This window comes from Legionella lytica, from assembly GCF_023921225.1.
Lineage (GTDB): Bacteria > Pseudomonadota > Gammaproteobacteria > Legionellales > Legionellaceae > Legionella > Legionella lytica.
This window is the reverse complement of the sequence record NZ_CP071527.1, coordinates 166,283-179,167: the sequence shown is the minus strand read 5'-3', so window position 1 is coordinate 179,167 and position 12,885 is coordinate 166,283. Positions and strand designations below refer to the sequence as shown.

The following is a 12,885-nucleotide window of genomic DNA, read 5'->3' as shown; positions in this document are numbered from 1 at the left end:
TCTAGGTTGAGCCCCATGCCCCAATATTGAATGCTAGTGTGACTCGATGCCATGGTGGGGCATGGGCCCAGCCTATAATAAATAGGCCTCAATACTAGCTAAAGAATCCAACTGATAAAACCCATTCAACCAAGCGGCATCCAAATTCCTCCCCAAATAATACCGCACCAATGACTTACTTTGTAAAACAGCCTTAAACTCATCTTCCAATGCCGCCAAATCATGTAAATGGGTCATAAATAAATTAACCTTTTCCGTCCCACTTATATTAAGCAAACGCTGCTCCAATAATTCTTGAAATAGCCAAGGACGCCCACTACCAGCACGAGCAATCATAAATGCATCACAAGCACTAAACTCTACTGCCCGTTGCAAGCTAGCGATAGAATCTATATCACCATTAGCAATTACCGGTATCGTCAGCGCCTGTTTAATGCGTGCAATTTGCTGAAAATTAACAGCCATATCATAATCATCAACCCAACGTCGGCCATGCACGATTAACGCATCCGCCCCTGCCGCTTCAATTTTTTGCGCCAAGACCATATCATCCTGGGTATCTTGAATACGAATTTTAACCGTGAGTGGAATCGTAATGGCTGCACGTACAGTTTTCACGATTTCTTCTAAAAGCTTTGGCGTTTCTAATAAAGCACTACCAGCGCCCTTTTTGCGAATTTTCGGTTTGGGGCAGCCGCAGTTAATATCAATTAGATCCGCACCATAAGCCTCTAATCGTTGCGCCGCCTGGGCTAAAACCATAGGTTCCGTTCCAGAAATTTGATATGCCAAGCGCTTTTCGTGAGGCGAGCGATAGATATAACGTGAATTTAAGGCATGGCGATGCACTACATCCATCGCGGAACTCATTTCCGTGACACAGTATGCTGGAGCAGTATATCGATTAAATAAGGTTCTAAAGGGTGCACAACTGTACCCCGCCAATGGCCCCTGAATTAAACGGTGTGGTAGAGTAAGAGAACCTATTTGTAGAGGACTATTAATAAAAGCGTGCATCAAATGAATTCAAAGCTATAATGACAATAATTTTAACATTATTCTGCAAAAAATCGAACTAACCAGGAACATGCATTAACTATGGACAAACATTATTTATCCCCATTGGAATTACTTAATATTGCAACCCAACATGCTTATGCAGCGGATAACCTGTTACAACAGCTAGACTATGAAGCTATTAGCTCACGTAGAGCCTTATTCGTCTTAACGCCCATTACTTCATTAATGTATCATGCTTTTCAATTAACCTTAAAAGCATATTGCTTGCACGAACAGCGTCCCATTAAAGAATATAAAAATCTAATGGAGTTGGTCGAGTTAAACAACCATTTAGGCTTTTCCCGTCAGGAAATTGATCTGCTAAAAACGCTATCCCGGCAACAAGCCTTTCACAAAGGTTCAGAATATGACCTCTGGGAAAATCAACAACAATTGCATGTCTTTTGTGAAGAAATTATTTCTTTGTACCAACGCCTACAACTGATGATGCCATTGGAGTTGCATCCGGATTATCAATAAGATTTAACTCCATCATGACTTCCCGGCTGTAAGCCGTCGGGCTGCGTCTAAATGTAGGTCGGCGCTGAGCATCGTGAAGCCTAACATGAATGTGAAATTGAAGCTCCGTTGCTGGGCTTCGTTTCACTCAGCACCAACCTACTATTCCCGTGAACGTCTGCGAATTACTAAAAAAAACAATTACTAAAAAGAAGAAACAACATACAGTTAACCAAAATAAAAGCAGCCCAACTTAATGTGCCCTTACGCCTATAATCTAACATCACATGTCAAAATTTGACTGGGTTCTTTAAACCTTGAAAGCAAATTAAGAAAGCGATTAACCCCGGGCTGAAAAAAACTAATAAAACAATTGGATGAATCAGTCCAACCGAAGTTTAAAAATAATTAACTTAAATAACAGTATATTAAGTCTTGGCTTCATTTTAATTTCACGTTAGGATAAGTTTTTTTAAACCTCGGTAGGTATCGCTATGGAGCAATTAAAAGACCACACCGCTGTCGATTCGGTACAAGAACAAATAGCACAATTACGTCAGCATCTTAATGCGCAGATTTTGGGGCAAGAAGGCTTAATTTCTCGTTTGTTGATTGCCTTGCTTGCAGATGGTCATTTATTAGTAGAAGGTGCCCCCGGCCTAGCAAAAACTCGCGCGGTTAAAGAACTGTCCGATGGGGTTGAAGGTGATTTTCACCGCATTCAGTTTACTCCTGATTTATTACCGGGCGATTTAACTGGCACTGATGTCTATCATCCGCAAAATGGCTCCTTTGTATTTCAACAAGGTCCAATATTTCATCACCTCTTGCTGGCTGATGAAATCAACCGCGCCCCCGCTAAAGTACAATCAGCCTTATTGGAAGCAATGGCTGAACGCCAAGTTACGATTGGTGGTAAAACCTATCCTTTACCGGAGTTATTTCTGGTAATGGCAACACAAAACCCTATTGAGCAAGAAGGGACCTATCCCTTGCCAGAGGCCCAACTAGACCGTTTCCTAATGTATGTCAAAATTGGTTATCCAGATGCTAAAGTAGAACAAGATATTTTGGCCCTATCTCGTCGAGAAGCCTTAGGTGCTGCAATGGCAACGCCCAGACCAGAATTCGCAAAATTACCACAAGCCACCTTATTTGAGGCTCGTAAACAAGTGTTGAAGGTATATACCAGTACGGCTTTAGAAAATTATCTAGTACAGCTAGTAGTAGCAACCCGCAACCCCGGAATATACAATGAAGAATTAGGCCGATGGTTACGCTTTGGCGCAAGTCCACGTGCCACCATTGCTTTGGACCGCTGTTCTAAAGCACATGCATGGCTTGCTGGGCGTGATTACGTCACCCCAGATGATATTCATGTGATTGCCCATGATGTGTTGCGACATCGCATTTTATTAAGTTTTGAAGCGGAAGCTGAGGGAATCAGTAGTGACGACTTTATTGATTCTCTATTACGGTTAGTCGCTGTTCCGTAACATGAGGTTTTTATGGCTGATGGAGTTATTGCAGAATTAAATGAATTGATCGACTTGCGCCGCTATGCGCAATCAATTCGCTATCAACCCGAAGGGCGAGCGATTCGTGCTGGAAATCATCTGTCCAAATTACGTGGCCGCGGCATGGACTTTGCCGAGGTACGCAATTATCAGGCTGGGGATGAAATTCGCCACATGGAATGGCGGGTTACCGCGCGTACCGGCAGGCCCCATGTTAAAATTTATCAAGAGGAACGCGAACGACCAGTAGTGATTCTTGCTGATTTTAATCCCTCAATGATTTTCGGTACACGGGTTGCCTTCAAATCGGTAGTTGCCGCTCGCTTAGCCGCCATGCTGGTCTGGACGGTGATTAAACAAGGCGATCGCGTAGGTGGCGTATTTTTTTCAGCCACTGAACACAGTGAATTTATTCCTCGCGGACGTGACTCAGGGGCTCTTCCTATGCTTGCAGCCCTAAGCCAGTACACCGAACAGACCGATGTACAACGCGAAGCCCCCCCCACCCTATTGAGTGACGCTCTATTACGTTTACGTCGTGTCGTCCGACCAGGCAGTATCCTGGTATTGATCAGTGACTTTTATACTATGGATGTGGAATGTGAAAAGCATTTGAATCGCCTACACAGCCATAATGATATTATTGCTTATCATATTTGTGACCGCGTGGAATTAGCCCCTCCTAAACCACAACAATATGCCATCACCAATGGACAGCAAGAATTACTGCTTGATACGCGGGTACGCTCCGTAAACCAGGCCTATCAGCAGTATTGCCAACAAAGGATAAGCCAACTGCAGGAACAATTTAAACGCTTGCACATTCAATACGTTCAAACCACTGCGGATCTTGATTTAACGCAACTGGTACGTCGTACTTTTTCCAGGAGGTCTCGTGGCTAATCAGACTGCTCCTTTAGCCCAGCTGAAAGACATTCATTTACCGGATGCAATCGGCTGGTGGCCGCTTGCACCGGGCTGGTATGCCATCATTACGCTGAGCATTCTACTCATTTTAATATTAGCTACATATGCTTACCGACAGCACCGTTATGCTTTAGCAAAAAAACAAGCCTTGCTTTTATTAGCACGTTATCAAGACGACTATGAAAAAGAACATAATACGGCAACAAGTAGTGCACAAATTTCTGAGTTATTACGTCGGGTAGCCTTGGTCTATTATCCCCGCACCGAGGTTGCCAGCTTGCATGGCGATGCCTGGGTGCAATTTTTAAATCAAACCAGCAAAAACGTAGACTTTAATGGCGTACGCGCACTCCTGTTGGATGCACCCTTTAAAGCAAGCGATAACAACATTGATCTAAACCCATTGTTCACCCATGCCAAACTTTGGATTAAACAAAGGGGAGTACCATGTTCACATTAGTCAATCCCTGGGTTTTATTACTATTCCCCTTGCCCTTATTATTCTGGCTTATCATGCCTAAAGCCAAGCTGCACCTGCCCACAGCCTTAAACGTACCGTTTTTTAAGGCAATGGCGGGAATTGCAGCCCAAGATCATCGTTCGCTCAGTGCACAATCCTCTTTATTACTTCCAGCATTAATTTGGTTATTGCTCGTTTTTGCTTTAGCGGGCCCACGTTGGATTGGTGAGCCCAAACCTATAGAGCGTGAAGGGTATAATATTATGATGGCCTTAGATTTATCAGGTAGTATGGAAATACCCGATATGATGTTGAATGGACGCCCAGCCAGTCGCCTTAGTGTGGTTAAAAATGCAGCAGAACAATTTGTGCAGGCACGAGCTGGCGACAAAATAGGCCTAATCTTATTTGGTAGTAACGCCTATCTGCAAACACCGTTAACCTACGATCGGCAAACCGTTTTGCTACGTCTCATCGATGCAACCGTTGGTTTAGCAGGAAAAACGACTTCCATTGGCGATGCCATCGGTTTAGCCGTCAAACGCTTGAAGCGGGTGCCACAACAAGGAAGAATTCTTATTCTTTTAACCGATGGTGCGAATAATTCTGGAGTTCTTGAGCCGCTTAAAGCAGCCGAATTGGCAAAAGACGAAGGAATAAAAATATATACTATTGGTTTAGGCGCCGCAGCAGATCCCAGAGCGCTAACCAATGCCTTCCTCATGCAAAATGCCTCCGCAGATCTTGATGAGGATACCTTAAAAGCTATAGCAACACTGACGGGTGGGCGCTATTTTCGCGCCACTGATATGGAAACACTAAACACCATTTATGAAACCATTAATCAATTAGAAAAAGTAAATCAAGAGCAAGCAACCATCCGTCCACAAAAAGACTATTATCCATGGTTTGTTGGCTTAGCCCTCTTGCTCTGTCTCTTTTGGCTGGCAAGTAAAACCGATTTGCGAGTCAAAGCACCTGCAACTGCAGCAAATCCGGAGGCCCTTAAATCATGATAACTGAGTTTCATTTCTTAAGACCATGGTGGCTACTCATGATTCTCCCATTGCTCGGGCTCGCCCTTGCTAGCTGGCGGCGCCACCCTAAACTGCATGCATGGGCAGAAATTTGTGATCCTCATTTGCTCAACCATTTACTACAAAAAAAAGGGCAAGGACAGCGAATGGGAGCAATTTTTTGCTTATTGTTCAGCATCCTCTTTATGATTGTGAGTATTGCTGGACCCGCATGGCATAAGTTACCCGTGGCAACCTATAAGCCTATACAACCACGCGTGTTAGTATTAGACATGTCAGAACATATGATGGAGTCTGATCTAAGCCCTAATCGTCTGAGCCGCGCCAAATTTAAATTACGTGATGTATTTGCTCGTAAAGACATTGGCCAATTTGGTTTAGTTGCGTTTACTAGTGAACCCTTTGTCGTTTCTCCACTTACGGATGATGGTCAAACCATCAGCGCATTATTATCCTCATTAACTCCCAACATTATGCCAGTGACAGGCCATAATTTGGAACGTGCTGTAGCCGAGGCCGCATTGTTAATCAAACAAGCTGGTTATAATCATGGACAAATTCTGGTATTAACAGCAGACTCCCCCTCGACGGAAGCAATTGCGGAAGTAAAAAAATTAGCAACCGTAGGAATCTTCACATCGATTATGCCCATTAAGGCCGACCCCAATTTAAACCCGTTATTTCAACTTTTTGCTGATGCAGGTGATGGCCAATTATTAAAGTACACCTCAGATGCAAGTAATTTGGATCGGTGGATCGATGGGAGCGCGCAAAAGCAATTTGCCTTGAGTAAAGATGATGATATTCCATTATGGCGTGATGAAGGACGTTGGTTTTTAATCCCCGCTTTATTATTACTGCTCCCGATATTTCAACGTGGCTGGTTGCAAAGGATCGTCGTATGATGCGTTATTTAACCCTTTTATTCACTTCATTCCTGTCATTATCTGCCCAAGCCTGGCAATGGCAAGACCTGTGGTCTACTCCTGATCAGCAAGGGCAGGAATTAATGAATAAGCAACAATATAAAGAGGCTGGCACTACCTTTAATCGCGACGACTGGGCCGCCGCTGCCGCTTATCGTGCTGGAGATTACCAAAGGGCCAGCGAGCTCTATCAAAAACAACACGATGAACAAGGTTATTATAACGCCGGCAATGCCTTGGCTCACTTAGGTAAATATAAAGAAGCGATCGCCGCTTACGATAAGGCCTTAGCCATAAATCCTAAAAATCAGGATGCCATTGATAATCGAAAGTTGCTTGAAAAGCTTTTACAACAAAAAGAGCAAAAGCAAGACCAGCAAAAGCAAGACCAGCAAAAGCAGGACCAGCAAAAGCAAGACCAGCAAAAGCAGGACCAGCAAAAGCAGGACCAGCAAAAGCAGGACCAGCAAAAGCAGGACCAGCAAAAGCAGGACCAGCAAAAGCAGGACCAGCAAAAGCAGGACCAGCAAAAGCAGGACCAGCAAAAGCAGGACCAGCAAAAGCAGGACCAGCAAAAGCAGGACCAGCAAAAGCAGGACCAGCAAAAGCAGGACCAGCAAAAGCAGGACCAGCAAAAGCAGGACCAGCAAAAGCAGGACCAGCAAAAGCAGGACCAGCAAAAGCAGGACCAGCAAAAGCAGGACCAGCAAAAGCAGGACCAGCAAAAGCAGGATCAGGAAATGCAAGCGAAGAAAGACAGTAAGGCAGAGCAAGAAAAACAACAGGTACAAGAACAATGGTTGCGCTTAATTCCTGATGATCCAGGCGGCTTACTGCGAGAAAAGTTTTTACGTGACCACTTAAGAAGAGAACGTGGATGGTATCAATGAAAAAATTAATAATAATTAGCTTTTTTTATTTAATTAGCACCTTGGCCCATGCCGAAGTACAAATTCAAGTTGATCCCGCCGAGATCAGTCAAGGCGAGCCCTTCCGCTTATTATTAACGCAGCCTAGCCTGCAATCCGCCAATGGCATTCCTGATTTAACACCGCTTCGCAAAGATTTTACGATTTTAGGCACTGAACGCAGTGTGAATTACTCAGTGATAAATGGACAAACTCAGGCTTCTAGCACCTGGGTTATCACTCTAAAGGCGCGAAAAGTAGGTCCAGTAACTATCCCAGCGATAAGAATGGGAAATGATCACAGTAGTCCGTTAACCATTAATGTTTCGGCTCTGGACACCTCCATACAAAACACCAACAATGATCAGCAACTGCAAGATATCTTTTTAACTACCGAAGTTAATGAAAAAAAGCCTTATCTCAACCAACAAATCACTTACAAAGTACGCCTATATAATTCCAAACAGCTCTTGGATGCAAGTTATCAAGGACCTAAGGTCGAGAATGCTTTGCTAATTCCCTTAGGTAATGACAAACGCTACCAAACCCAAAAGAATAATGTGACCTACCTGGTTGAGGAACAAAGTTATGCTATTTTTCCACAAAAAAGCGGCCCATTAACAATTACCTCACCCGTGTTTACCGCGCTGGTTTATGGTTTTGATCCGCAGCGCATTAAAGCACGCTCCAAAGACATAACCCTGAATGTACAGCCCATTCCCACGCAATTTAGTGGGCAAACCTGGATTCCTGCAAAACAAATTAAATTAAGTGACACCTATGAAAACCCGGGGCAAACCATAGAGCAAGGTAGCACTTTAGTACGTACTATTACTCTAGAGGGGATTGGTATTCCTGCGCAATTACTACCTAGCTTGCATTTTGCAGACTCGGATGCCTTTAATGTCTATCCAGAGAAAGGCAAAGAAAGAAATCAGGTGGATCAAGGCGAGATCGTTAGTCGCTCAGAACTTAAGGTCACTTATTTATTCAATAAGAGTGGAAAAGTAGTCATCCCTGAATTAAAACTTCCTTGGTTTAATACTGTAACAGGTAAAGAGGAAATTGCGGTTTTAGACCCACGCACTATTGATGTTAATCCCTCGAACGTGGCAACCACCAATGCATCAAAGCCCATACAAGATACGGCACTTGCATCACCAGCCAACCCTGCCACTACAGAAACCATCGCCGCCTCCACGGCAACCAACAATTGGGCCTGGATTATTGCCGCTCTATTCGCGCTGGCCTGGCTTCTTACCCTAGGCTTATGGGCTTGGCAAAAACGCAGCCACGTTCCTGGAAAAGGGGCCTATAAGCGTGCCTTGCAAGCACTTCATGATGCCTGCCATCAAAATAACCCCCAATTCTGTCGAGATGCTCTATTGAAATGGGCTAATTTACATTGGCCAGACGCTCCAATATTAAATTTAGTGGATTTAATGCGCCTCTCAACAGATATGCAGTTTAAAAAACAGGTACAGATTTTATCGCAAGCCTTATATCAAGAAAGTGAAAAGGCTACATGGCATGGGGATGAATTATGGCGTAGTGTCCATAATCTAAAGCAGGCATATACCGCACCTAAAAATAAAGCATCGAGTTTGCCACCGATGAATCCCGCTTAAAAGCTTGGCTTATATTTATAAACTGTTTGTTGGGCTCCTGACCCAACAAACGCATCTAGCCGCGGCTAGCGAAGGAACGCCAAGATAATTTGCACAAGAAAGAAAATTATAATAATTACAGGAATCAAAAAGGTGCTGCCTCTATTAATTGGCTTTTCGCCTGCATTAACATTCACACTAAAGTCTCCGAAGGTTTTAGTGTCATAAAAGGTATCTTTATCAACCACAATAGCCTGTGGTGGTAATTGTTCTGATTCGGTTTTAATGCGTGTTGTTTTCTTCACCGCGGTACCAATGGCTAAAAACTCAATTAAACCATTACCTAACTGATAAACATAGGTTTTAACACCGACCACATCATCCGCCCCGATAGCCCGTGCTTCCTCGTTAATAAGCGCTAACGCATTTTCACGTGCGGCATAAATCATTCGGGTTAATTCATTAATTTCCCCTCTAAAAATTGATTTCAATGCCGAAGTAATACCACCAACTACACCCAAAGAATAAACGGAAGTTCCTAATAAAAGCTTCAAGGGGGAATAGCCCATACGCGCCATATTCCACATCTCAATGTTGGTCATATCACTGGTTACTACATTATTGCTAGCATCGGTGGGTAACTGAGGATTGTAAGAAGCGGTGCCAAGCATTAGCATTTCATTAACACCACCAAAGGGTAATACTGTAGTCTTGATTCCCAGTACAGCATTAGCCTGGCATTGTTTTGCATGAGCAATAATACGACTTAAAGCTAAGTGTCTGGTTTTATTAAAAATATCTGAATATTCCTTAATTTCGCCTCGACCTAAAGTTTTCAACCCACCTAACAGTCCGCGGCCAACCCCCATGGAATAAGCCACATTGCCAAAAGCAAAACAAATAGGGCGATATCCGGCATCAAGTTGTGCGAATAACTCTTGCCCATCTGCAGAAGTAGTAAATTTGGTTTTATCTGCGTCATTGCGTGCATGGATCACCGAACCTATAGATAAAAACTCCACATTAGCGCCATGAAAAATAAGCTGGCTAGTAACTCCAGTGATTCCAGTTGCCTGATTAGCCTCCGCTTCTTGAACCATGCGTTGATAAGCAGTTTCTCGCCCCTCTTCAATCAAGGAAGTAATTTGTTGCAACTCACCACCTAACATAGCTTTAAAGCCAGAACCAATACTCCCGACAAAACCGAGTGAGTGGACACTGTTTCCAACGACGATTGAGCCAGGAGAATAGTTTTTAAGATCAAGACAAAATATTTCATTGCCTGACAATCCGGTAGTAATTGCCATGATACCAATCCCTGAATATTATTATTTCTTTTAAGTGTAGCCCGTATTAGACGAAGTCGTAATACGGGGAATGAGGGCACGCCACCTCATATTACGACTTCGTCTAATACAGACTACGTTTTATTGTAAAAAAAGTGTATAATTGCTAATTTTGTTACACAATTAATGACCAGATTATGAATCTTGAAAAATTATATGATGTTATTGTCGTAGGTGGTGGCCATGCAGGCACAGAGGCAGCTTTAGCGGCAGCACGAATGGGAGCCCAAACCTTATTACTAACCCATAATATGGATTTATTGGGACAAATGTCCTGTAACCCCGCAATCGGGGGTATTGGTAAAGGACATTTGGTGAAAGAAATTGATGCCCTCGATGGCGCCATGGCGAAAGCAGCAGACCGTGCGGGTATCCAATTCCGCACGCTAAATGCGTCTAAAGGCCCGGCTGTCCGCGCAACCCGTGCACAGGCAGACCGTGTTTTATATCGCCAGGCCATTCGCGAGCAATTGCAATTACAACCAAATCTAACTCTATTTCAACAAGCCGTTGATGATTTAGTCATTGAGGGTGGACGAGTCACTGGAGTGGTAACGCAATTAGGTTACACCTTACGTGCACGTGCCGTCGTACTTACAGTTGGTACCTTCCTGGGTGGAAAAATCCACGTAGGGATGAGCCAAGCTGCGGGTGGCCGCGCCGGAGATCCTCCTTCGATTGCGCTGGCACACAGCTTACGCGATCTGGATTTGCCTGTAGGTCGTTTAAAAACAGGAACCCCGCCCCGCATTGACCGACGCTCACTTGATTACAGTCAAATGACTGAGCAACCCGGTGATACCCCACTACCCGTATTTTCTTACATAGGTAGCGTTAGCGATCATCCACAGCAGGTTTCTTGCCATATTACGCATACCACCGAAGCCACGCATGAAATTATTCGCAACAATTTGCATCAATCGCCAATGTATGCCGGTGTCATTGAAGGTGTTGGCCCACGTTATTGCCCGTCAATTGAAGATAAAATTGTGCGCTTTGCAGATAAATTATCGCATCAGATTTTCGTTGAACCTGAAGGCTTAACCACTGAAGAGATATACCCTAATGGCATTTCTACCAGCCTTCCTTTTGATGTGCAGGTACAATTTGTACGTACCATCAAAGGTTTCGAAAATGCGCATATTACTCGCCCTGGCTATGCAATCGAATACGATTATTTTGACCCACGTGGCTTAACCTCATTTTTGCAAACCAAACCCATTGCCAATTTGTTCTTTGCCGGGCAAATTAATGGCACTACAGGCTATGAAGAAGCGGCAGCACAAGGCATCATCGCCGGTATGAATGCAGCCCTGCTCGTACAAGAAAAAGAGTTATGGTGCCCTCGCCGTGATGAAGCCTATATCGGGGTGTTAATTGATGATTTAATTACCTGTGGCACACAAGAGCCCTATCGCATGTTTACTTCGCGCGCAGAATATCGCTTACTCCTGCGTGAAGATAATGCGGATTTACGTTTAACAGCTAAAGGCCGAGAATTAGGTATGGTGGGTGATACGCGCTGGCAACATTTTTCCGCCAAACGCGAAGCCATCGAATCAACTCAAGCCCTGTTACATAATTCTTGGGTGCGTGTGGCTCATAACGACCTATTTAAAGATGTGCTACAAAATCCGATGCAACATGATAATCGCGCATCTGAATTTATTAAACGCCCAGAAATTACTTATCAGCATTTATTAATGCTCAAAGAACTAGGTCTACCCGAATTACCAACTGAAGTCAGTGAGCAAATAGAGATCCAAAATAAATACGCCGGCTACATTGAAAGACAGCAGCAAGATATTGAAAAAATGCGCAAGCATGAAAATACCGCTTTGCCTGAAGCACTTGATTACACTGAAGTAGTAGGATTATCGACCGAAGTTATTCAAAAATTATCGAAAATAAAACCAACTTCATTAGCGCAGGCTGGACGTATTTCTGGAGTAACTCCTGCAGCCTTGTCCTTACTGCTCGTTCACTTAAAGAAACAACGGATTGAGGCATGAGCGAAGAATTAGCAATTAAACACCTACTTGAACAAGGGCTGAAGCAATTCAGCCTCGAAGCAATTAGCACTCCATTATTGGATTATTTATTCTTACTTAAAAAGTGGAATTTAGCGTATAATTTAACCGCAGTTCGCGATCTGGAATCCATGGTCAACAAACATCTCTTAGATAGTCTGGCTATTGTGCCCTGGGTACAAGGTGAGCACATCATCGATGTAGGCACAGGTCCTGGCTTGCCTGGTATTCCACTAGCCATTGCGCACCCAGAGAAAAGTTTTGTTTTACTCGATTCCAATGGGAAAAAAACTCGCTTTCTTAACGAAGTAAAACGGCAGCTTGATTTAAAAAATCTGGAAATTGTACAAATTAGAGTCGAAAACTACCACCCGGCTCAAGGTTTTGATACAGTTATAAGCCGAGCGTTTAGCAGCCTTGCGCAAATGATTCACTGGACAAAGCATCTCGTGGCCAAAGATGGAATATGGTTGGCGATGAAAGGACGTTATCCAGATGCCGAACTGCAAGAAATAGAGCAAAACTGCAAAGTAGAACACTATACTGTTGAAGGTGTCGAGGGTGAACGCTGCTGCGTGCTTATCGAAAACACAAAATCAAGGAACTAAT

General features: G+C 43.7%; 12 protein-coding genes. 10 read left to right on the top strand and 2 right to left on the bottom strand.

The window, feature by feature from the left end:
- Nucleotides 1–72: 72 nt before the first annotated feature.
- Complete coding sequence (locus J2N86_RS00695; RefSeq protein WP_252580280.1) at nucleotides 73–1,017, bottom strand: tRNA dihydrouridine synthase; 945 nt, start codon at nucleotides 1,015–1,017, stop codon at nucleotides 73–75.
- An 81-nt stretch (nucleotides 1,018–1,098) separates the two neighbouring features.
- Between J2N86_RS00695 and J2N86_RS00690 the strand changes: the two genes are divergently transcribed.
- The 8 genes from J2N86_RS00690 to J2N86_RS00655 all read left to right on the top strand — a co-directional run bounded on the left by J2N86_RS00690 (nucleotide 1,099) and on the right by J2N86_RS00655 (nucleotide 8,921).
- Entirely contained in the window at nucleotides 1,099–1,539 is a 441-nt protein-coding gene (locus J2N86_RS00690; protein WP_252580279.1) for a hypothetical protein, read from the top strand.
- A 473-nt stretch (nucleotides 1,540–2,012) separates the two neighbouring features.
- The gene (locus J2N86_RS00685) at nucleotides 2,013–3,014 is read left to right on the top strand and encodes an AAA family ATPase (RefSeq protein ID WP_252580277.1); all 1,002 of its coding nucleotides are present in this window, start codon (nucleotides 2,013–2,015) and stop codon (nucleotides 3,012–3,014) included.
- A gap of 12 nt (nucleotides 3,015–3,026) precedes the next feature.
- Nucleotides 3,027–3,938, top strand: coding sequence for a DUF58 domain-containing protein (locus tag J2N86_RS00680; RefSeq protein ID WP_252580276.1), 912 nt, complete (start codon nucleotides 3,027–3,029; stop codon nucleotides 3,936–3,938).
- Entirely contained in the window at nucleotides 3,931–4,422 is a 492-nt protein-coding gene (locus tag J2N86_RS00675; RefSeq protein WP_252580274.1) for a DUF4381 domain-containing protein, read from the top strand. Before J2N86_RS00680 ends, J2N86_RS00675 begins: the two co-directional genes overlap by 8 nt.
- Nucleotides 4,410–5,438, top strand: a complete 1,029-nt coding sequence (locus J2N86_RS00670) for a VWA domain-containing protein (RefSeq protein ID WP_252580272.1) — start codon at nucleotides 4,410–4,412, stop codon at nucleotides 5,436–5,438. The genes J2N86_RS00675 and J2N86_RS00670 overlap by 13 nt, the downstream gene beginning before the upstream one ends.
- Nucleotides 5,435–6,364, top strand: a complete 930-nt coding sequence (locus tag J2N86_RS00665) for a VWA domain-containing protein (RefSeq protein ID WP_252580271.1) — start codon at nucleotides 5,435–5,437, stop codon at nucleotides 6,362–6,364. Before J2N86_RS00670 ends, J2N86_RS00665 begins: the two co-directional genes overlap by 4 nt.
- The gene (locus J2N86_RS00660; RefSeq protein WP_252580269.1) at nucleotides 6,361–7,275 is read left to right on the top strand and encodes a tetratricopeptide repeat protein; all 915 of its coding nucleotides are present in this window, start codon (nucleotides 6,361–6,363) and stop codon (nucleotides 7,273–7,275) included. Before J2N86_RS00665 ends, J2N86_RS00660 begins: the two co-directional genes overlap by 4 nt.
- Nucleotides 7,272–8,921 (top strand): BatD family protein, encoded by a 1,650-nt coding sequence (locus J2N86_RS00655; protein WP_252580267.1) that lies wholly within the window; start codon nucleotides 7,272–7,274, stop codon nucleotides 8,919–8,921. The genes J2N86_RS00660 and J2N86_RS00655 overlap by 4 nt, the downstream gene beginning before the upstream one ends.
- A 65-nt stretch (nucleotides 8,922–8,986) precedes the next feature.
- Here the strand turns inward: J2N86_RS00655 and J2N86_RS00650 are convergent, their stop codons facing one another.
- Nucleotides 8,987–10,207 (bottom strand): heavy metal-binding domain-containing protein, encoded by a 1,221-nt coding sequence (locus tag J2N86_RS00650; protein WP_252580266.1) that lies wholly within the window; start codon nucleotides 10,205–10,207, stop codon nucleotides 8,987–8,989.
- A 176-nt stretch (nucleotides 10,208–10,383) separates the two neighbouring features.
- Between J2N86_RS00650 and mnmG the strand changes: the two genes are divergently transcribed.
- Together mnmG and rsmG are read left to right on the top strand one after the other, a co-directional pair.
- The gene (mnmG, locus tag J2N86_RS00645) at nucleotides 10,384–12,258 is read left to right on the top strand and encodes a tRNA uridine-5-carboxymethylaminomethyl(34) synthesis enzyme MnmG (protein ID WP_252580265.1); all 1,875 of its coding nucleotides are present in this window, start codon (nucleotides 10,384–10,386) and stop codon (nucleotides 12,256–12,258) included.
- Nucleotides 12,255–12,884, top strand: coding sequence for a 16S rRNA (guanine(527)-N(7))-methyltransferase RsmG (gene rsmG, locus J2N86_RS00640; protein WP_252580263.1), 630 nt, complete (start codon nucleotides 12,255–12,257; stop codon nucleotides 12,882–12,884). The genes mnmG and rsmG overlap by 4 nt, the downstream gene beginning before the upstream one ends.
- The last annotated feature ends 1 nt before the right edge of the window (nucleotide 12,885 follow it).

What these genes read in the sequence shown, in the direction of transcription:
- J2N86_RS00695 (WP_252580280.1), bottom strand. Translation starts at nt 1,017, where the DNA reads ATGCACGCTTTTATTAATAGTCCTCTACAAATAGGTTCTCTTACTCTA.
- J2N86_RS00690 (WP_252580279.1), top strand. Translation starts at nt 1,099, where the DNA reads ATGGACAAACATTATTTATCCCCATTGGAATTACTTAATATTGCAACC.
- J2N86_RS00685 (WP_252580277.1), top strand. Translation starts at nt 2,013, where the DNA reads ATGGAGCAATTAAAAGACCACACCGCTGTCGATTCGGTACAAGAACAA.
- J2N86_RS00680 (WP_252580276.1), top strand. Translation starts at nt 3,027, where the DNA reads ATGGCTGATGGAGTTATTGCAGAATTAAATGAATTGATCGACTTGCGC.
- J2N86_RS00670 (WP_252580272.1), top strand. Translation starts at nt 4,410, where the DNA reads ATGTTCACATTAGTCAATCCCTGGGTTTTATTACTATTCCCCTTGCCC.
- J2N86_RS00665 (WP_252580271.1), top strand. Translation starts at nt 5,435, where the DNA reads ATGATAACTGAGTTTCATTTCTTAAGACCATGGTGGCTACTCATGATT.
- J2N86_RS00660 (WP_252580269.1), top strand. Translation starts at nt 6,361, where the DNA reads ATGATGCGTTATTTAACCCTTTTATTCACTTCATTCCTGTCATTATCT.
- J2N86_RS00655 (WP_252580267.1), top strand. Translation starts at nt 7,272, where the DNA reads ATGAAAAAATTAATAATAATTAGCTTTTTTTATTTAATTAGCACCTTG.
- J2N86_RS00650 (WP_252580266.1), bottom strand. Translation starts at nt 10,207, where the DNA reads ATGGCAATTACTACCGGATTGTCAGGCAATGAAATATTTTGTCTTGAT.
- mnmG (WP_252580265.1), top strand. Translation starts at nt 10,384, where the DNA reads ATGAATCTTGAAAAATTATATGATGTTATTGTCGTAGGTGGTGGCCAT.
- rsmG (WP_252580263.1), top strand. Translation starts at nt 12,255, where the DNA reads ATGAGCGAAGAATTAGCAATTAAACACCTACTTGAACAAGGGCTGAAG.